The following is an 18,517-nucleotide window of genomic DNA, read 5'->3' as shown; positions in this document are numbered from 1 at the left end:
TGTGCTCCCTTTTTTTGACGGGAGCAGCTTGTGGAAAAGCTCAAAGGCGCGCTGGTGGTCGGTTCCCTGCGCTTGTTCGCCCTGTTGCCATGGCGTGCAGTGCAGTCGCTCGGCGCGATGATCGGCTGGCTGATGTGGAAACTGCCATCGGGCTCGCGCGACGTGGTGCGCATCAACCTGGCCAAATGCTTTCCTGAATTGACGGCCGCCGAGCATGACAAGCTGGTCGGCCGCAGCCTGATGGACATCGGTCGTACGCTGACCGAAAGCGCCTGCGCCTGGGTCTGGCCGGCGCACAAATCCCTGGCTCGGGTGCGTGAAGTCGAGGGCCTGGAAGTGCTCGAAGCGGCCCTCGCCTCCGGCAAGGGGGTGGTCGGCATCACCAGCCACCTGGGCAACTGGGAAGTGCTCAACCACTTCTACTGCTCGCAGTGCAAACCGATCATTTTCTACCGCCCGCCGAAACTCAAGGCGGTGGACGACCTACTGCGCGAGCAACGCGTGCAGCTGGGCAACCGCGTCGCGCCATCGACCAAGGAAGGCATCCTCAGCGTCATCAAGGAAGTGCGCAAGGGCGGCGCCGTGGGGATTCCGGCCGACCCCGAGCCGAGCCTGTCGGCCGGCCTGTTCGTGCCCTTCTGCGGCACTGTGGCGCTGACCAGCAAGTTCGTGCCGGGCATGCTCGCCGGGCACAAGGCCGTGGGGGTGTTCCTCCACGCCCTGCGCCTGGACGACGGTTCGGGCTACAAGGTAATCCTCGAAGCGGCGCCGGAAGGCATGTACAGCGAGGACATGCACACCGCGGTGGCAGCCATGAGCGGCGTGGTGGAGAAGTACGTACGCGCCTATCCCAGCCAGTACATGTGGAGCATGAAGCGTTTCAAGAAACGCCCGGAAGGCGAAGCGCGCTGGTACTGAAAACCGCGGCGCTTCGCAATCAGGCGCCGATGCGCTGGGCGTAGGCAAGAATTTGGGTTATTAACAGGGCAAATCTTTTCCCACGAGGCTGTTCAGGTCATGTCCGCCAACCAGCGTCAGTATCCCCGAATCCCGATGAAGTGCCGTATCAAGATCTGCCATCCGAGCTTCGGTGAACGGGTCGCCCAGACTCGCGATCTCTCCGATGGTGGCGTGTACGTTCGGCATGAGGATCTGGCTGCTCTGGAGCTTGGTACCCGGGTGACCGGCCAGGTGCAGGATATGCCCATCGAAGCACCGATCCTGGAAATGGAAGTGATGCGCGTCGACGCCGATGGCGTGGGGCTGCGCTTCGTTCGCGACTGATCCTCTTCTGCAGCAAACCCTCAGCGTGCCCACTTCTGCGTGGGCACGCTGCTGTTCGATGCCTCCTGAACGAGGTTGTGGTGATTTTTTCATCGCGCAGTGCGGGTTTTCCCCGAGTTATTCGTCTTTGTAGATGAACCACCACTTTTCTCGCTCGGTGCTGCTGCCGAGCTTCTCGTTCAATTTCGTGAAAAGGAGTTCTCATGACCCCGTTCCGTGGCCGCCACATGGCTTCCCTGGTTCTTCTGTTTGGTGCGACGCTGGCTGTTCCAGCGGCCCAGGCCGAGTACCTGTGGATCGAACGTGGCGCTGCCCCGCAGGCCAAGGCCTACCTGAGTGACTTCCAGCCCAGCGAACGACTGAGTCTGGGCAAGCTGCTGGAACCGAGCATCAAACAGGCTGACGGCAAGACCGCTGCGCTGCGTGCCAGCGGTGATGCCTACCCGATCACCGACAATGGCCAGGGCGATCTGCGTGTCAGCGCCAAGCTGCCTGAAGGCGATAGCCTGGTGATCTACGAAGCCAAGGCCGGGCGCAGTGAGACCAAGGCGGTCAACGACCTGGAACTGGTACCGACCGAACCCGACGGCAATACCTTCAAGCTGCACTGGAAAGGTACCCTGGTGTCGGCGTCCCAGGTCAACGTCTACACCTCTGAGCAGTGGACGCGCACGCTCAAGCCGAATGCCGAAGGCGCCGTGACCCTGGATCCGTCCTTCCCGGCCAGCTACGTGCTGGAGGTGACCGCCCAGGTCAACGGTGCCGCCACCGTCGATGGCAAGCGCTACGACAGCGTGGTGCACGTGGCGACCCTGTCGTTCGAGGTGCCGCGCCAGTAGCGCCTCACCACGACACTGGCTCTGGCGGCACAAGGCATAAGCAGCCGTTCGAAACGTTGTATGGGATGCACCGGCCAAATGTCGGATTACGCCTGCGGCTAGGCTACGCGCCCCGATCCAACCTACCGGGTGCCGTGCCCCGAACGTAGCCTGGATTAGCCGCAGGCGTAATCCGGGGCCGAAGGCCTGATCCTCCGTTTTACGCAAGTTATCGACTGGCCGCTTGCGCCTCAATGCGCCTCGTTCACCGCGCTGAGGAAGCTCTGCGTACGTTCCTGCTGCGGGTTGCCGAACAGTTCGGCCGGGGTGCCCTGTTCGTGGATGCAGCCCTGATGGAAGAAGCACACGCGGTCGGCGAACTCGCGGGCGAAACCCATCTGGTGGGTGACCATCAGCATGGTCAGGTTGTGCTCGCTGCCCAGGCGGCGGATGACGTTGAGTACCTCGCCGCACAGCTCGGGATCGAGCGCTGAAGTCACCTCGTCGAACAGCATCACCTTGGGGCGCATGGCCAGGGCGCGGGCGATGGCCACGCGCTGTTGCTGCCCACCGGAAAGCTGGGAGGGATAGTGCTCGAGCTTGGCACCCAGGCCGACCATATCGAGCAGTTCTCGCGCCCGCTCGCTGGCTTCGCGCTTGTTCATGCCGAGCACCTGCACCGGTGCTTCGATGACGTTCTGCATGGCGTTCATGTGTGGGAACAGATTGAAGCTCTGGAACACCATGCCGATCTTGCCGCGCACCTTGCGCTGGTGACTGGCACTGGCGCGTACCAGGCGTCCGTCGCGACCGGGCATGTGGGTCAGCGGCTGGTCGTCGACCTCGATCACGCCTTCATCGATATCCTCCAGGGTCATCAACGCACGCAGCAGGGTGGATTTTCCCGAACCGCTGGGGCCGATGATGGCGACTTTCTCGCCGGGAGCGACTTCCAGATTGAGGTGATTGAGCACGGTCAGGTTGCCGTAGCGCTTGGTCACGTCGGTGAAGCGCACGATGGGCTGTGGCATGGCGGGACTCCCGGCAGCAGTGGGCGAAAGTAGCGGGGCGTTCATCGTGGCGCCTCCTCCATACGGTCTTCGAGGCGGCGCACACACCAGGCGAGGCCGAGACTGAGCAGCAGAAAGAACAGCCCGACCATGGTGATCGGTTCCAGGTAGCGGAAGCTTTCCGAGCCGATGTTCTTGGCCTGCTGCATGATTTCCACCACGGTGATGGCCGACAGTACCGGCGTATCCTTGAGCATCGCCACCAGGTAGTTGCCCAGGGCCGGCAGGATCGGCCGCAGCGCCTGGGGCAGGATGATGTTGCGGTAGGCGGTCAGCGGCGACAGATTGAGCGCGGTGACTGCCTCCCACTGCGCCCGCGGCACCGCATCCAGACCCGCGCGGTACACCTCGGCCGTGTAGCAGGCGTAATGCAGGGCGATACCGAGGATACCCGCCTGCAGGGCGGTGAGATTGATCCCGTAGTTGGGGAACACATAGAACAGAAAGTACACCTGAATCAGCAGCGGCGTGCTGCGGATGAACTCGATCAGCCCGGTGGCCGGCCACGATAACCATACCTGCCGGCTGCGCCGGGCGATGGCCAGGAACAGACCGAGCACGATGGCGATGGCGAAGCCGCCAAAGGTGATCAGCAGGGTATTGAGCGAGGCCTGCAGCAGTTGCGGCAGGATGCTCCAGGCGAATTCCCAGTCGAAGAAGTTCATGACAGGCCCCCGCGCATACGGCCGCGTGCCAGGCGTTTTTCCAGCCGGCGCATGCCCAGGTTGATCGCCTGAGCCATGACGAAGTACATCAGCAGCGCCAGGGCGAAGATCTCCAGAGTCATGAAGGTCGCCTGATCCAGCTGACGGGCGCGGAAGGCCAGATCCGACAGAGTGATCAGCGACACCAGCGAGGTGTTCTTCAGCAGTTCGATCAACAGGTTGGTGCCCGGCGGAATCGCCGCCAGCAGCGCCTGAGGCAGGATGATCCGGTAGAAGCGTTTGGCCGGCGACATGTTCAGCGCCTGGCATGCCTCATATTGACCCTTGGCCACCGAACGGATGGCGCCGCGCATGACTTCCGCGCCATAGGCGCCGATATGCAGGCCAAGGCCGACGATGGCCACGGCATAGGCGCTCATCTCGACATTGAACGGTGGCATCGGCAGCACGAAGTACAGCCAGAACAGCTGCACCAGCAGCGAGGTGCCGCGAAACACCTCGATGTAGACGATGGCCAGCCAGCGCAGTGGGCCGATTGGCGAGAGCCGGCCCAGGGCGGCGATCACCGCCGAGACGATGGCCAGCAGCGAGCCCCAGAACGTGACCTGTACGGTCACCCAGGCGCCTTGCAGCAGCAGAGGAAGTAGGTCGCCCATCAATACGATCCTATTTGGCGAAGGAAACGGGAGAAATGCATTGCCCGTCCGCGCAAACCGCTCGCGGGCAAGCCCGCTCCTACTGGCAGAGCTCGGCGGCGGTCTTGTCGGTGATGTTGGACTCGTCGAAGCCGAACGGCTTGACCGTGGCCAGGTGCTCTTCGCTGCCGAGCCACTGCTTCAGCTCGGCGTTGACTGCGTCGCGAAAGGCCTTGTCTTCCGGGCGGAAGGCCAGGGCACCGTAGCCGGTGTGGGACGGGTCGTCCTTGAACTCGTCGATGGCTTCCACCGAGTCGCCGCCCTTATCGGCCAGGCCCTTCATGGTCAGCTGAGTGCCCACGGCGGCATCGGCTCGGCCAGCGCGTACGGCCTGCAGTTGTGCGGTGGTGTCCGGTACCTGGAGGATCTGCCCGTCGGTGATGCCGGCATCGCGGGCGTAACCGAGGTTCACCGTGCCGGCCATGATCGCTACCTTGGCACCGCTCTTGGCGATGTCCTCGTAGCTGTGCAGGTTCTTCGGGTTACCGGTTTTGGTCAGCAGGGTATCGGGCAACTGATAATGCGGATCGGTGAACAGCACCTGCTTGCAGCGCTCGGGGGTGATGTACATGCCGGCGGCGATCAGATCGAAGCGGCTGGCGCGCAGACCGGGGATCAGCGAACCCCACTCGGTGAGCACCGGGTTGACGGTCTTGACGCCCATCTTCTCGAAGATCTTCTTGACGATTTCCGGCGATTCGCCTGTGACGCTGCCATCCAGCGCGGTATAGGCGAACGGCGTTTCGTTGGCGTAGCCGATCCGCACGCTGCTGTTGTCCTTGACCTTGTCCAGGGTATCGGCGGCCTGTGCAACACTGGCGCAGAGGCCGACGAGAAGGCCGCAGGCGACCGCGAGGCGACGTGCGGTGAAAGGAATAACGCTGCTCATCATGTGATTCTCCTGTTTCTTGTAATCCGCCCGATGGAGCGGAGCGCTATGTTAGGAGGCAGGTTTTCAAGAGCATCTGGCCGCGTGCGGCCGGAGAGGTGGATTCAATATTTTTCTGTGCGCATCGAGCGCCGGTTCCACCTTGAGCCCGAGCATACAAAAGGGTTTTTGTCTGCGGTATTGCACTAGGACAATTGAATCCAAAGCTGACAGGCGGGATGCTGTGCTCAACAGCCTCCAACCCGCAGGAGCAGTATGCACAACTGGAAGCAGGCATTGGGCAGCGCTCGCCAGGGCGAGTCCAAGTACAAGACGCTGGTGCAGGCCATTGCCGCCGATATCGAACAGGGTAGCCTTACTGACGGCCAGCGTTTGCCGCCGCAGCGCCAGGTTTCCGAGGCCCTGGGCATCAGCGTGCAGACGGTAACCAACGCTTACAAGGAGCTCGAGCGCCAGGGCCGGGTACGCTGTGAGGTGGGCCGCGGCAGCTTCGTGTCGCGGCGTACCAGCGAGCGGGTGGCCACTTCGATGCTCGATCACAGCGAGCAGGCGCTGCTGGATTTTTCCATCGCCCGCATCGTCCATACCGCCGAGCACGATCGCCTGTGGCAGGCCACCTGCGGCGAGCTGGCGACCGAGTCCGATCAACCGTGGATCCGCGCCTTTCGCCCCATCGCCGGCTTCGAAAGCCACCGCGATGCCGGGGTGCGCTGGCTGTCCCGGCTCGGCCTGGACGTGACCCGTGACGACCTGCTGCTCACCAATGGCGCGGCTCACGGCATCTTCCTGGCCCTGGCCTCGCTGGCCGGGCCGGACGACGTGGTGCTCTGCGAGGGGCTCTCCGATCACGGCGTGATCGGCTCGTCCCAGGTGCTCGGCTTCACCCTCAAGGGCCTGGAGATGGACGCCCACGGCATCGATCCCGAGCACTTCGAAGACATGTGCGGCAACGAGCGCATCACCGCCCTGGTGTGCACGCCCAATCTGAATAACCCCACCAGTTGTCTGATGCCCGATGCGCGGCGCCGGGAGATCGCCGAGATCGCCCGCCGTTATGGCGTGTACGTGATCGAGGACGATGTCTATGGCCCGCTGCTCGCCGGCCAGCAGCGGGCGCGGCCGATCAGCCATTACCTGCCGGAGCTGTCCTTCTACTGCACCAGCATGACCAAGTCAGTACTCGCCGGGTTGCGCATCGGCTACCTGGCGATGCCCAAGCGCCTGGCGTTGCGTACCGAGAGCATTCTGCGGGTCAACAGCTGGATGGCCACGCCATTGCTCGGTGAGATCGCCGCCCGCTGGATCAATGGCGGCCATGCCGAGGAAATGGTGCAGATGCAGCGTCAGTTGCTGGCCAACCGGCAGGCACTGGTCGAGGCTGAGCTGGGCGAATACCTGCTGCGTAACCATGCCTATTCGCTGAATGCCTGGCTCGCCGTGCCGGAGCACTGGGAGGTGGACAGCCTGCTGCGCGAGCTGCGGCGCAAGCACGTGGCCCTCACCCTGCCCGATCCCTTCGTGCCGCCGGGTATGCCACGGCCTCGTGCGGTGCGCCTGTGCGTGGGCGCCGAATGCAGCGAAGCGCAGATGCACAGGGGCCTGAAGACCATTCGCGAAGTATTCGGGCAGTACCCGAAGATCCATGATTTCTGAGTGCCGTCAGGTTGCGCGTGAGCATTGCCAGGGTATCGCTGGCATGCCCCGATGATCCCGACGAGGGGCCTTTTGGCTGGCCAGCGTTCCCATCGGCAGGCATGATGCCCTTGCCTTGGAACGTCGTATAAGAAAGACAATGCCCCGTATCGATCTCCGTCAACTGATCCTTGCTCTGACCATGGTGTCCGTGGCGCTGACGCTCGCCAACGTGCTCCACTCCAGCTATCAGGTGCAGGAGGATCTGCTGATCCGCACCACCCTGGAGGCCAATCGCGTCTATGCCGCCAAACTGGCCGACTCGACCGACAATTTTCTTGCCGCCACCCAGCAGCAGCTGGCGTACAGCCATGCCGATATAGTCGAGGCGCTGGAGCGGCCCGCCGAACTGGAAAAACAGGCCCGGCGCCTGCAACTGTCGACCAATACCTTCAACGCAGTGCTGATCGTCGATGCCCGCGGGCGCGTGCTCGCCAACGCCCCGGCAAACCTGAACCTGATCGGCCGGCAACTGCACAGCGAAGGCAACCGCCATAATCTGGAAACCCGCGAACCGCTGATCAGTCAGCCGTTCGTCACTACAGTCACCGGTCGGCTGGTGATCACCATTTCCCACCCCCTGTTCGCTGCTGACGGCAGCTACAAGGGCTACGTTTCCGGCTCGATCTACCTGCAGGAGGACAATATCCTGCGCAGCCTGCTCGGCCAGCATTACTACCTCGATGGCTCCTACCTCTATGTCGTCGATAGCCAGCGGCACCTGATCTACCACAGGGACATGAACCGGCTCGGCAATCTCGTCAACGGCAATCCGGCGATCGAAGCGGTCATCGCCGGCGAAGCGAGCAGCATGCGCCTGCGCAACAGCCAGGGCGTGGAAATGCTCGCCGGTTACGCGCCACTGCAGCGCGCCGGCTGGGGCCTGGTGGCGCAACGGCCGCGGCAGGCCACGCTGGCGGAACTGGAGGCCCTGACCTGGCATACCCTGTTCAATACCTTGCCGTTGCTGCTGTTTTCCCTGCTGGCGATCTGGGGGCTCTCGCGCTTGATCTCGCTGCCGCTCTGGCAACTCGCCCACCAGGCCCGCGAGATGGATGCGCCTGGAGCCCGCGAAGCCTTCGAGAAGGTACGTTCCTGGTATTTCGAGGCGGCGCAACTGAAACTCTCGCTGCTGGCCGGGCTGCGTCAGGTCAACAGCAAGATCCATCGCCTCAACCACGAGTCCCTGACCGACCAGCTCACCGGCCTGGCCAACCGGCGCGGCATGGATAGCATGCTTGGCGTCTGGCAGGCCGAAGGCCGCAGCTTCGCCCTGATCGTACTGGATATCGACCATTTCAAGCAGGTCAACGACCTGCACGGCCACGATATCGGCGACAAGGCGTTGCAGGAGCTGGCGGCGCTGATGCGCGAAGGTTCCCGCGCCCAGGATCTGCTGTGCCGCGCCGGCGGCGAAGAGTTCGCCATGTTCCTGCCCGACACCAGCCTGGACAATGCGCTGGAGATCGCCGAGCGGCTGCGCAGCGCCGTCGCCCGGCATATCTTCGCCACCGGCGGGCACCTGACCGTGTCCCTCGGCATCGCCCACTTGCCGGAAACCTCGAGTAGTCTGGGCGATGTGCTGAAATCCGCCGATCTGGCGCTGTACCAGGCCAAGCATCAGGGGCGCAACCAGGCCGTTCGGGGTCTGCCGCGCTAAAGGCAAAAGCGGATGGCCGATTAGAGCGCTGGAGGCTGGACGACAAGCAAACCCCATGGGCTCTTTCGTCCAGCTTTCCAGCCCGTAGGATGGGTGCAACCCATCAATTGCCGATGGGTTGCACCTACGCGGCCCGACCCATCCTACGATCTAAACTTCGCGGCTCGTGCCTTGCCTCGCGGCGAATCGTGGCCATACGCGATTCTTGCAGCATGGCCGCCATCGCCTCGCGCCGCGGCGACGCACTTGCAGGCCCAGGATCAAAACGCTATCTGCGGCACAGCGCCCCTTAAAAATATCGTCCTAGTACATTCAGCCGTGCAATTTCCCGCTCGTACACTCGGTCGCACACACCTTCCGGGGAATGCACGCCATGCCTTCGATCCATCTCGACGATCTGCTCCAGGCACGCCAGCGTATCGCCGGCCTGGTTCGGCAGACGCCGCTGGAAGCCTCGCCCTCGCTGACCCGCCTGCTCGGCGTGCCGGTTTGGCTGAAGCTGGAATCGCAGCAGGCCACCGGCAGTTTCAAGCTGCGTGGCGCGAGCAATGCCGTGGCGCAATTGAGTGCCGAGCAGCAGCATCTGGGCGTGGTCACCGCCTCCACCGGTAATCATGGCAGAGCGTTGGCGTTCGCGGCGTCGCAGCTTGGCGTGAAGGCCACCGTGTGCCTGTCCGAGCTGGTGCCGGCGAACAAGGTGCGCGCCATCCGCGAACTGGGCGCCGAGGTGGTCGTTACCGGCCGCAGCCAGGACGATGCTCAGCTCGAAGCACTGCGCATCGCTCGCGAACAGGGCGCCACGTTCATTCCGCCGTTCGATCACCCACACGTAATCGCCGGCCAGGGCAGCCTCGGCCTGGAGATTCTCGAGCAGTGCCCGGACGTCTGCGACGTGCTGGTGCCGCTCTCCGGTGGCGGCCTGTTCGCCGGCGTGGCACTGGCGATCAAGAGCACCAGCCCGGCGATTCGTACTCACGGCATCAGCATGCGCCTCGGCGCGGCGATGCACGCCAGCCTGCAGGCCGGGCACCCGATAGAGGTGGAAGAACTGCCGACCCTGGCGGATTCGCTCGGCGGCGGCATCGGCTTGGACAACCGCTACACCTTCGGCCTGACCCGCGAGCTGTGTGACCAGGTGCATCTGCTCGACGAAGCCGCCATCGCCCGCGGCATCCGCCACGCCTACCGTGAGGAACTGCTGGTGGTGGAAGGCGCCGCTGCGGTGGGCATCGCCGCCCTGCTCGACGGCCTGATCGAGCCGCGCGGGCCGGTGGTGGTGGTAGTCAGCGGCCGCAACATCGATATCGACCAGCACCTGCGCGTGCTCAACGGCGCGGACGCCTGAGGAACCCCCATGGCCAAGACCCTGATTCTCAACCAGGCCGACCTGCGCGACTGCGTCGGCATCGATGCCGACAGCCTGGCCGCAGTGGAAAACGCCTTCCGCCTGCTGGCCACCGCCGCCGTGGCCATGCCGCCGATCCTGCGACTGGACATCCCCGAGCACAATGGCGAGGTGGACGTGAAGACCGCCTACCTGCCCGGTGTGCCGCGCTTTGCCATCAAGGTCAGCCCCGGTTTCTTCGACAACCCCAGGCTCGGCCTGCCCAGCCTCAACGGCCTGATGATGCTGTTCTCGGCACAGACCGGGCTGGCCGACGCGCTGCTACTCGATAACGGCTACCTCACCGCCGTGCGCACCGCTGCCGCTGGCGCCGTGGCTGCCAAGTGGCTGGCCCGGGAGGATGCCGGCGTGGTCGCCATTCTCGGCGCTGGCGAGCAGGCGCGCCTGCAACTGCAGGCATTGCGCCTGGTGCGGGAGGTGCGCGAGGTGCGCATCTGGGCACGCGACGCGAGCAAGGCTGTCGCCATGGCTGCCGAACTGATTGATGCCCGGGCCGTGGACAGCATCGACGCCGCCCTGGACGGCGCCGATATCGCCATCACCACCACGCCCAGCCGCGAACCGCTGATCCGATCCGAGCACCTGCGCCCCGGCCTGCATATCACCGCCATGGGCTCGGATGCCGAGCACAAGAACGAGATCGCCCCAGTCGTGCTGGCGCAGGTCGACGCCTATGTGGCCGATCGTCTTTCCCAGACCCGCGTACTGGGCGAACTGCACCACGCCATCGAAGCCGGGCTGGTCGGTGCGCAAGACGTATTCGCCGAGCTTGGCCAGGTCATCGCCGGCCAGCAGCCGGGCCGCACCAGCGCCGAACAGATCACCCTCTGCGACCTGACCGGCACCGGCGCCCAGGACACCGCCATCGCCAGCCTCGCCTACGAGCGTGCGACCGCGGCTGGCAAAGGCTTCACCTTCGATTCCTGAATCCGTTTCACCCTGGAGGGCAACCGCAATGTCCGAAATCATCGTCAATCTTCCCTTCGGCCGGGAGGAATACGCCCAGCGTCTCGCCAAGACGCGCACCGCCATGCAGGCCAAGGGCATCGAGCTGCTGATCGTCACCGACCCATCCAACATGGCCTGGCTGACCGGCTACGACGGTTGGTCGTTCTACGTGCACCAGTGCGTGCTGCTGGCGCTGGACGGCGAACCGGTGTGGTACGGCCGCGGCCAGGACGCCAACGGCGCCCGGCGCACGGTGTTCATGCAGCAGAGCAATATCGTCGGCTACCCCGACCACTACGTGCAGTCCACCGAGCGCCACCCGATGGACTACCTGTCGCAAGAAGTGGTTGCCGCGCGCGGCTGGGACAAGCTCGCCATCGGCGTCGAGCTGGACAACTACTACTTCAGTGCCGCTGCCTACGGGGCGTTGCAGCGCAACCTGCCCAACGCACGCTTCGTCGATGCCACCGCGCTGGTCAACTGGCAGCGGGCGATCAAGTCGCCCACCGAGATCGGCTACATGCGCATCGCGGCGAAGATCGTCGAGAAGATGCACGCGGCGATCTTCGAGAAGATCGAGCCGGGCCTGCGCAAGAACGAGCTGGTCGCCGAAATCTACCGCACCGGCATTCTCGGTGCCGACGGCCACGGCGGCGACTACCCGGCCATCGTGCCGCTGTTGCCCACCGGTGCAGACGCCAGTGCTCCGCACCTGACCTGGGATGATTCGCCGATGGTCAGCGGCGCCGGCACCTTCTTCGAGATCGCCGGCTGCTACAAGCGCTACCACTGCCCGCTGTCGCGAACCGTTTATCTGGGCAAGCCGCCACAGCATTTTCTCGACGGCGAGAAAGCCGTGGTAGAAGGCATCGCCGCCGGCCTGGAGGCAGCCAAACCGGGCAATACCACCGGCGATATCGCCCGTGCGTTCTTCAAGGTGCTGGAGAAGTTCGGTATCCACAAGGACAGCCGTTGCGGCTACCCCATCGGTATCAGTTATCCGCCGGACTGGGGCGAGCGCACCATGAGCCTGCGGCCGAGCGACGAGAGCGTGCTGCAGCCAGGGATGACCTTCCACTTCATGCCGGGCCTGTGGCTGGACGACTGGGGCCTGGAGATCACCGAATCGATCCTGATCACCGACAGCGGCGTGGAAACCTTCTGCGACGTGCCGCGCAAGCTGTTCGTGAAGGATTGACCAACCCCCGTAGGAGCCGGCTTGCCGGCGATCAGCATTGACAATGCATCGCTGGCAAGCCAGCTCCTACGGAAAGCGGCGAGATTCGATATATCCACCTGTACCGGGCTTTGCATCATGACCCAACTCCGCGACAACCCGATTAGCCCCACCGTCGATTTCGACCGTGACGGCGTGCAGCACGGCTTCCTCAAACTGCCTTACTCCCGCGACGATTCCGCCTGGGGCGCGGTGATGATTCCGCTTACCGTGGTGAAGAACGGCAGCGGTTCCACCGCCCTGCTCTCCGGCGGCAACCACGGTGACGAATACGAAGGCCCGCTGGCGCTGAGCAAACTGGCGCAGACGCTGCGCGCCGAGGATGTCAGCGGGCGGGTGATCATCGTGCCGTTCATGAACACCCCGGCGGTGCACGCCGGCACCCGCACCTCGCCGATCGACAAGGGCAATCTGAACCGCAGCTTTCCCGGCAAGCCGGACGGCACGGTGACGCAGAAGATCGCCGACTATTTCCAGCGCACCCTGCTACCCATGGCCGATGTGGTGCTGGACATCCATTCTGGCGGCAAGACCCTGGATTTCCTGCCCTTCGCCGCTTGCCACGTGCTGCCGGACAAGATCCAGGATGCAGCCTGCGAGGCCGGCATGCGGGCCTTCGCCGCGCCTTACTGCATGCGCATGCTCGAGCTCGACGCGGTAGGCATGTACGACACCGCCGCCGAGGAACAGGGCAAGGTATTCGTCACCACCGAGCTCGGGGGGGGTGGTAGCAGCACGGCGAAAAGCCTGGCCATCGCCGAACGCGGCGTACGCAACCTGCTGATCCATTTCGGCTTGCTGAGCGGAGAAATCGAGGTGGGTGAATCGGTGATGCTCGACATGCCCGATGGCGACTGCTTCGTTGCCAGCGAGGACGACGGCCTGCTGGAAATGTGCAGCGACCTTGGCGATAGCGTAGAAAAAGGCGAGGTCATCGCCCGTGTGCACAGTGCGCGCCGCACCGGCGCACCGGCCATCGAGTACCGCGCCAAACGCAGCGGCCTGCTCGCCGCCCGGCACTTCCCCGGGTTGGTGAAAAGCGGTGATACCCTGGCGGTAATCGCCGAGGTGGTGAGTCCGTAGGAGCGAGCTTGCTCGCGAACGCAGCCAGGTAGGATGGGTGTAACCCATCAAGAGCCGATGGGTTGCCACCCATCCTACATTTTAGAGGGGAGGCGCTGCAGCGACGATCCCTTGCAAGGGACGCAATCCCGATCAACCGAGGCCACCGATGCACAAGCTCGACCGCTATGACCTGAAGATCCTGCGCATCCTCTCCGAGGATGGGCGGATCACCAAGTCGGCCCTCGCCGAGGCGATCAACCTCTCGGTGACGCCAGCCTGGGAGCGTGTGCGCAAACTGGAAGCGGCCGGGCTGGTCAAGGGCTATCGAGCGCAGATCGATTGGGGGGCGTTGTTCAAGACCCAGCAGGTGCTGGTGGAAATCACCCTGGCCAAGCACACCGCCCAGGACATGCGCCGCTTCGAGCAGCGCCTGGGCGAGGCGCCGGAAGTCGCCTTTTGCTACGCCACGGGTGGTGGCGTCGACTACATCGCCATGATCCGCACCCGCGACATCGACCATTACCAGCGCTTCGTCGATCAGCTGTTGCTGGAAGACCTCGGCATCGAGCGCTACTTCACCTATATCGTCACCAAGACCATCAAGCACGATGCCGCTGGTGCACCCGCCGAGCTGGATGGCGACGACTAGCAGGTAGTTTTCAATGGCCCGCTAGAGCTTGGCCTTCACCGCGGCCATGGCATCGCCGCCGTCGCGTGTGGTCACGCCGTCCAGCCAGCCATCGAGCACTTCGGGGTTGGCCTTGATCCAGTTCTTGATGGCCGTGGTGTTGTTGACCTTGCGGTTTAGCACCTCGTCCATGATGGTGTTTTCCATGTCCTGGGTGAACTTCAGGTTGGTCAGCAGCTTGCCGACGTTCGGGCACTCGGCCACGTAGCCTTTGCGCGCCAGGGTGTTGACCGAGCCGGTGCTGCCGAAGAATTTCTCGCCGCCCTTGAGGTACTGCATGTCGTACTGAATGTTCATCGGATGCGGTGTCCAGCCGAGGAACACCACGAACTGGCCGCGTTTCTCGGCCCGGCCGACCTGCACCAGCATGGCCTGCTCGCTGGATTCGACCAGTTGCCAGTCACCCAGCTCGAACTCGTTGTTGGCGATCATCTGGCGGATATAGTCGTTGGCCGGCGATCCGGAGCCGATGCCGTAGATCTTCTTGCCGAAGCGCTGGGCAAATTTGTGCAGATCCTTGAAGTCCTGTACGCCCGCTTCATAAGCGTAGGTCGGCACGGCCAGGGTGTACTCGGTACCGCCGAGGTTCTCCACCACCTTGTCGACCTGGCCGCTGGCGACGTAGCGCTCGTAGTCGTGCTGGCCGGCCGGCATCCAGTTGCCGAGGAACACATCGACCTGACCCTTCTGCAACCCGGCGAAGATGATCGGCACCGCCAGGGTGCGGGTCTGCGGCTTGTAACCAAGGCCGTCGAGCAGCAGGCCGGCAATGCCGTTGGTGACCGCGATATCGCTCCAACCAGGATCGGCGAGGCTGACAGTGGCGCACTTGGCGTCTTCGGCGAGGGCATTGAAGCTGGCACTCGCGGCCAGCAGGCTGACAGCGATCATGGTCTTTAAGGGCTTCATCGGCATCGTCCTTTTGCATGGGGAGCCGTAACCCTAGGGCCGTCAGTAAGGCAGTGCAAGCCGATTAGCGTTGAAAATCGGCAAGGCTGTATCGATCCTCTGGATTCATTCAGCAGTTGGACAGCAAGCTCCATGCATACTGATAAACAGCATGACCGCTGGTCGAGCAACTGGCGAAAAGATTGAACTTGCTGTCGGTTTCGCTTGTCCGTCCTGCGGGACGAGCGGAGTGCCCCCTCTCTATTTCATCAATGTTACAAGTGGCTGATTCAGGAAAGGATTCACGGCGGCTTGGGTATCTTCAAGGTCATCACGTTGAATAAATTTTTCCTTTCTCTGTTTCTCGGTGGCGCTCTGTGCTGCGCCGCTGTTGGTAATGCCTCCGCCAGTTTTCGTGTTCACCTGCAGGACGGCAGCAGCCGCGTGGTGCCGCCAGCCAAGGTCGAGCACACGCCGGCGCAAAGCGTGGTCAAGCGAGCCATGAGTGCCTTGGGCACGCCCTATCGCTGGGGCGGTACCAGCCTGGAGCGTGGTTTCGACTGCAGCGGCCTGGTCAACTATGCGTTCAAGAAGGTCGACGACCTCGAACTACCCCGTACCTCCCGCGCCCTGTCCCGGGTCGATGGCCCCAAGGTGGCCAAGGGCGATCTGGAGCCTGGCGACCTGCTGTTCTTCCGGATTCGTGGGCGTAGCGTCGATCACGTGGCCATCTATCTGGGCAACGACCGCTTCATCCACGCGCCACGGCGCGGCAGCAATGTGCGCATCGACAAACTCAGCGACGGTTACTGGAAAAAACACTTCCAACTGGCCCGGCGGGTGATGCCCGAAGGCACGCAACTGGCCAGCAACGGCTGAGGATATAGACGAAACGGCTGCTGTAAGGCGCAAGCGGCCGGTCGTAGGATGGGTGAAACCCATCGGAAATCGATGGGTTTCACCCATCCTACGGACTGGTGGATGAAAAGAGCGTCAGCACGCGCCCCGATCCACCCTACGGGGTGAGCGTCTGCTTACGTCTTCAAACCGCCGCCAACGGAAAGACGCTTGCCATCCGGCGGGCGGGCTGTCCCGGCGTGGGTGCAGGCGGTACACTGCGCGCCGCTCGTGGCCATGTTGGTCGCGGCAATGGGTTCCCTAACCCCATTTCACGAAAAAGGACATGTCATGACCCTGCTTCCTGCATCGGTCAGCCGCGCTGTATTGGCTGCGCTGATCGCGTTTCACATCCTCATCATCATCGCCAGCAACTACCTGGTGCAGCTGCCGATCACCATTTTCGGCTGGCACACCACCTGGGGCGCCTTCAGCTTCCCGTTCATCTTCCTGGCTACCGACCTCACCGTAAGACTGATCGGCAAGCGCGCCGCGCGGGTGGTCATCGCCCGGGTGATGGTGCCGGCGTTGGTCGCGTCCTACATCGTCTCGGTGCTGTTCCACGAAGGCGCGTTCGGCGGCCTGGCGGTGCTCGGTGAATTCAATCTGTTCGTGTTCCGCATCGCCCTGGCCAGCTTCCTAGCCTACGTGCTCGGCCAGTTGCTCGATATCCAGGTGTTCGACCGCCTGCGCACGCTGAAGCAATGGTGGGTGGCTCCGGCTGCCTCCAGCGTATTCGGTCAGGCCATGGATACCCTGGCGTTCTTTTCCATCGCCTTCTGGCAAAGCAGCGACCCCTTCATGGCCGCCAACTGGGTGGAGATCGCCGTGGTCGACTACGTGATCAAGCTGGCGGTCAGCCTGATGTTGTTCGTGCCGCTGTATGGCGTGCTGCTCGGCGCCATCGTGCGGCGTTTGCCACAACGCCAGGCCAGAGCCGTTTGAGCATTCGTAGCCTGGATTAGCCGCAGGCGTAATCCGGGTTTCGGAGCGTCCCGATCCCAGCCTATGGTTCCCCGCGGCAAAAATCACCTGCCTGCCCGGCGCCTTCAGAAAAAACTGCGGTAGCACCAGGGTGGCTTGGAAAAAACGCCAAGCCGCCCTTCTCTAGCATGTCTCCCATGCCCATCGGCCCGGAGACATCGCCATGCCCCTCGATCATCCCCTGTTGTTCAAATCGTTGTGTTACGTCGACGGCCACTGGGTGCACAGTGACAACGGCGCCAGCATTGCCGTGCAGAACCCCGCCGACCAGAGTGTGATCGGCCATGTGCCAATGCTCGGCCAGGCGCAGATCGTCACCGCGGTGGACGCCGCCCAGCGTGCCTTCAGCGCCTGGCGTGACGAGAGCCTGGAAACCCGTGGTGCCCTGCTGCGCCGCTGGGCCGAGCTGATTCTTCTGCATCAGGAAGATCTGGCGCACATCCTCAGCGAGGAACAGGGCAAGCCGCTGGCCGAGGCCCGTGGCGAGATCCGCTATGCAGCCAGCTTCATTCCCTGGTTCGCCGAAGAGGCGCGGCGCCTCTACGGCCAGACCATTCCCAGCCACATTGCAGGTGCGCAACTGGGGACGGTCAAGGAAGCGGTGGGCGTCTGCGCCCTGCTCACCCCGTGGAACTTCCCCTGCGCGATGATTACCCGCAAGGCCGCCGCTGCCCTCGCCGCTGGCTGCACCGTGGTGGTCAAGCCCGCTCACGAAACGCCCTATTCCGCCTTTGCCCTGGCGCAACTGGCCGAGGAAGCGGGTTTCCCCGCCGGGGTGTTCAACGTGGTGCTCGGCGAGCCGCAGATGGCCATGGAAACCCTGGTCAAGGATGCTCGCGTGCGCTCGGTGAGCTTCACCGGCTCGACCCGGGTCGGCAAGCTGGTGCTGCAGGCGGCCGCCGCGGATGTGAAGAAGGTGGCTCTGGAGCTGGGCGGCAACGCGCCGTTGATCGTCTGCGACGACGCCGATCTCGATCACGCGGTGCAGGTCGCCCTGGATGCCAAGTTCCAGACCTCCGGCCAGGACTGCTGCGCCGCCAACCGCATTCTGGTGCAGCGCCCGGTGTACGAGGCTTTTCTGCAACGCTTCGCCAAAGCCGTGCGCGGCCTCAGCGTCGGCCCCGGCCTGGAGGATCGCCACGCCATCGGCCCGCTGATGCATCAGGCGGCCCTGGATGTGACAGCCGAGCGTGTCGCCGATGCTGTGGATAAAGGTGCGCGCCTGCTGGCCGGTGGCGAGCCCCATGCCCTCGGCGGCTGGTTCTGGCAGCCGACGCTGCTGGCCGATGTCACCGATGCCATGCGCATCTACCGTGAAGAGAACTTCGCGCCCATCGCTGGCGTGCGCGCCTTCGACACCCTGGACGAGGCCGTGGCCATGGCCAATGACACCGAATACGGGCTGGCCGCCTATATTTGTTCCAACCGCCTGGACGTGGTGCAGCCGCTGATCCGCCGACTGGAGCACGCCATGGTCGCGGTCAACGGCACCAAGTTCACCGGCCACCCGATTCCCTTCGGCGGCATGAAGGCCTCGGGCCTGGGCCGTGAAGGTGGCAGCGACGGCTTCGAAGCCTTCGTCGAGACCAAGTATTTCTGCATCCACCACCAGGGCCAGCGTTACTGAAGCCC

At 63.8% G+C, this 18,517-nt stretch carries 18 protein-coding genes; 13 read left to right on the top strand and 5 right to left on the bottom strand.

Annotated features, from left to right (window positions below; genetic code table 11):
- The first annotated feature begins 30 nt into the window (after positions 1-30).
- The 3 genes from DNK06_RS07255 (at position 31) to DNK06_RS07245 (ending at position 2,123) form a co-directional block, all read left to right on the top strand.
- Complete coding sequence (locus DNK06_RS07255) at positions 31-918, top strand: lysophospholipid acyltransferase (RefSeq protein ID WP_131179365.1); 888 nt, start codon at positions 31-33, stop codon at positions 916-918.
- A 99-nt stretch (positions 919-1,017) separates the two neighbouring features.
- Entirely contained in the window at positions 1,018-1,284 is a 267-nt protein-coding gene (locus DNK06_RS07250) for a PilZ domain-containing protein (RefSeq protein ID WP_131179364.1), read from the top strand.
- A gap of 203 nt (positions 1,285-1,487) precedes the next feature.
- A complete protein-coding gene (locus DNK06_RS07245; protein WP_131179363.1) occupies positions 1,488-2,123 on the top strand; it encodes a hypothetical protein in 636 nt (211 codons plus the stop codon).
- Between the two features lie 230 nt (positions 2,124-2,353).
- On the opposite strand, the gene ehuA is transcribed toward DNK06_RS07245, so the two are convergent.
- From ehuA to ehuB, 4 genes are all read right to left on the bottom strand, one after another.
- Positions 2,354-3,133 (bottom strand): ectoine/hydroxyectoine ABC transporter ATP-binding protein EhuA, encoded by a 780-nt coding sequence (gene ehuA / locus DNK06_RS07240; protein ID WP_242674698.1) that lies wholly within the window; start codon positions 3,131-3,133, stop codon positions 2,354-2,356.
- Between the two features lie 41 nt (positions 3,134-3,174).
- Positions 3,175-3,837, bottom strand: coding sequence for an ectoine/hydroxyectoine ABC transporter permease subunit EhuD (gene ehuD, locus DNK06_RS07235; RefSeq protein ID WP_131179361.1), 663 nt, complete (start codon positions 3,835-3,837; stop codon positions 3,175-3,177).
- Positions 3,834-4,493 carry an ectoine/hydroxyectoine ABC transporter permease subunit EhuC gene (gene ehuC, locus DNK06_RS07230; protein WP_131179360.1) on the bottom strand — a complete coding sequence of 220 codons (660 nt, stop codon included), beginning with the start codon at positions 4,491-4,493 and terminating at the stop codon, positions 3,834-3,836. Before ehuC ends, ehuD begins: the two co-directional genes overlap by 4 nt.
- A gap of 79 nt (positions 4,494-4,572) precedes the next feature.
- Positions 4,573-5,424 (bottom strand): ectoine/hydroxyectoine ABC transporter substrate-binding protein EhuB, encoded by an 852-nt coding sequence (gene ehuB / locus DNK06_RS07225; protein ID WP_131179359.1) that lies wholly within the window; start codon positions 5,422-5,424, stop codon positions 4,573-4,575.
- 252 nt (positions 5,425-5,676) lie between these two features.
- Here ehuB and ehuR point away from each other — a divergent pair, with 252 nt between their 5' ends.
- The 7 genes from ehuR (at position 5,677) to DNK06_RS07190 (ending at position 14,077) form a co-directional block, all read left to right on the top strand.
- Positions 5,677-7,074: a MocR-like ectoine utilization transcription factor EhuR gene (gene ehuR, locus DNK06_RS07220; protein ID WP_131179358.1), complete on the top strand. Its 1,398-nt coding sequence runs from the start codon at positions 5,677-5,679 to the stop codon at positions 7,072-7,074.
- A gap of 139 nt (positions 7,075-7,213) precedes the next feature.
- The gene (locus DNK06_RS07215; protein WP_131179357.1) at positions 7,214-8,773 is read left to right on the top strand and encodes a sensor domain-containing diguanylate cyclase; all 1,560 of its coding nucleotides are present in this window, start codon (positions 7,214-7,216) and stop codon (positions 8,771-8,773) included.
- Between the two features lie 373 nt (positions 8,774-9,146).
- Positions 9,147-10,118 carry a hydroxyectoine utilization dehydratase EutB gene (gene eutB, locus DNK06_RS07210; protein ID WP_131179356.1) on the top strand — a complete coding sequence of 324 codons (972 nt, stop codon included), beginning with the start codon at positions 9,147-9,149 and terminating at the stop codon, positions 10,116-10,118.
- Positions 10,119-10,127: 9 nt separating this feature from the next.
- Complete coding sequence (gene eutC / locus DNK06_RS07205; protein ID WP_131179355.1) at positions 10,128-11,105, top strand: ectoine utilization protein EutC; 978 nt, start codon at positions 10,128-10,130, stop codon at positions 11,103-11,105.
- Positions 11,106-11,133: 28 nt separating this feature from the next.
- Complete coding sequence (doeA, locus tag DNK06_RS07200) at positions 11,134-12,324, top strand: ectoine hydrolase DoeA (protein WP_131179354.1); 1,191 nt, start codon at positions 11,134-11,136, stop codon at positions 12,322-12,324.
- A 117-nt stretch (positions 12,325-12,441) separates the two neighbouring features.
- Positions 12,442-13,446, top strand: coding sequence for a N(2)-acetyl-L-2,4-diaminobutanoate deacetylase DoeB (gene doeB / locus DNK06_RS07195; protein ID WP_131179353.1), 1,005 nt, complete (start codon positions 12,442-12,444; stop codon positions 13,444-13,446).
- A 148-nt stretch (positions 13,447-13,594) separates the two neighbouring features.
- A complete protein-coding gene (locus DNK06_RS07190) occupies positions 13,595-14,077 on the top strand; it encodes an Lrp/AsnC family transcriptional regulator (RefSeq protein WP_131179352.1) in 483 nt (160 codons plus the stop codon).
- A gap of 21 nt (positions 14,078-14,098) precedes the next feature.
- Here the strand turns inward: DNK06_RS07190 and choX are convergent, their stop codons facing one another.
- Complete coding sequence (gene choX, locus DNK06_RS07185; RefSeq protein WP_131179351.1) at positions 14,099-15,025, bottom strand: choline ABC transporter substrate-binding protein; 927 nt, start codon at positions 15,023-15,025, stop codon at positions 14,099-14,101.
- A 315-nt stretch (positions 15,026-15,340) separates the two neighbouring features.
- On the opposite strand from choX, the gene DNK06_RS07180 reads away from it, so the two are divergent.
- The 3 genes from DNK06_RS07180 (at position 15,341) to DNK06_RS07170 (ending at position 18,512) form a co-directional block, all read left to right on the top strand.
- Positions 15,341-15,883 carry a C40 family peptidase gene (locus DNK06_RS07180; protein ID WP_131179350.1) on the top strand — a complete coding sequence of 181 codons (543 nt, stop codon included), beginning with the start codon at positions 15,341-15,343 and terminating at the stop codon, positions 15,881-15,883.
- A gap of 309 nt (positions 15,884-16,192) precedes the next feature.
- Positions 16,193-16,846 carry a 7-cyano-7-deazaguanine/7-aminomethyl-7-deazaguanine transporter gene (locus DNK06_RS07175; RefSeq protein ID WP_131179349.1) on the top strand — a complete coding sequence of 218 codons (654 nt, stop codon included), beginning with the start codon at positions 16,193-16,195 and terminating at the stop codon, positions 16,844-16,846.
- 202 nt (positions 16,847-17,048) lie between these two features.
- The gene (locus DNK06_RS07170; protein WP_131179348.1) at positions 17,049-18,512 is read left to right on the top strand and encodes an NAD-dependent succinate-semialdehyde dehydrogenase; all 1,464 of its coding nucleotides are present in this window, start codon (positions 17,049-17,051) and stop codon (positions 18,510-18,512) included.
- Positions 18,513-18,517 lie beyond the last annotated feature (5 nt).

The organism is Phytopseudomonas daroniae (genome assembly GCF_004327285.1).
Taxonomy (GTDB): Bacteria; Pseudomonadota; Gammaproteobacteria; order Pseudomonadales; family Pseudomonadaceae; genus Aquipseudomonas; species Aquipseudomonas daroniae.
The sequence above is the reverse complement of the archived record's forward strand: the minus strand, read 5'-3'. Positions and strand labels throughout refer to the sequence as shown.

Coding starts and splice junctions, on each gene's coding strand:
- DNK06_RS07250 (WP_131179364.1), top strand. CDS start 1,018: ATGTCCGCCAACCAGCGTCAGTATCCCCGAATCCCGATGAAGTGCCGT.
- DNK06_RS07245 (WP_131179363.1), top strand. CDS start 1,488: ATGACCCCGTTCCGTGGCCGCCACATGGCTTCCCTGGTTCTTCTGTTT.
- ehuA (WP_242674698.1), bottom strand. CDS start 3,133: ATGCCACAGCCCATCGTGCGCTTCACCGACGTGACCAAGCGCTACGGC.
- ehuD (WP_131179361.1), bottom strand. CDS start 3,837: ATGAACTTCTTCGACTGGGAATTCGCCTGGAGCATCCTGCCGCAACTG.
- ehuC (WP_131179360.1), bottom strand. CDS start 4,493: ATGGGCGACCTACTTCCTCTGCTGCTGCAAGGCGCCTGGGTGACCGTA.
- ehuB (WP_131179359.1), bottom strand. CDS start 5,424: ATGATGAGCAGCGTTATTCCTTTCACCGCACGTCGCCTCGCGGTCGCC.
- ehuR (WP_131179358.1), top strand. CDS start 5,677: ATGCACAACTGGAAGCAGGCATTGGGCAGCGCTCGCCAGGGCGAGTCC.
- DNK06_RS07215 (WP_131179357.1), top strand. CDS start 7,214: ATGCCCCGTATCGATCTCCGTCAACTGATCCTTGCTCTGACCATGGTG.
- eutB (WP_131179356.1), top strand. CDS start 9,147: ATGCCTTCGATCCATCTCGACGATCTGCTCCAGGCACGCCAGCGTATC.
- eutC (WP_131179355.1), top strand. CDS start 10,128: ATGGCCAAGACCCTGATTCTCAACCAGGCCGACCTGCGCGACTGCGTC.
- doeA (WP_131179354.1), top strand. CDS start 11,134: ATGTCCGAAATCATCGTCAATCTTCCCTTCGGCCGGGAGGAATACGCC.
- doeB (WP_131179353.1), top strand. CDS start 12,442: ATGACCCAACTCCGCGACAACCCGATTAGCCCCACCGTCGATTTCGAC.
- DNK06_RS07190 (WP_131179352.1), top strand. CDS start 13,595: ATGCACAAGCTCGACCGCTATGACCTGAAGATCCTGCGCATCCTCTCC.
- choX (WP_131179351.1), bottom strand. CDS start 15,025: ATGAAGCCCTTAAAGACCATGATCGCTGTCAGCCTGCTGGCCGCGAGT.
- DNK06_RS07175 (WP_131179349.1), top strand. CDS start 16,193: ATGACCCTGCTTCCTGCATCGGTCAGCCGCGCTGTATTGGCTGCGCTG.
- DNK06_RS07170 (WP_131179348.1), top strand. CDS start 17,049: ATGCCCCTCGATCATCCCCTGTTGTTCAAATCGTTGTGTTACGTCGAC.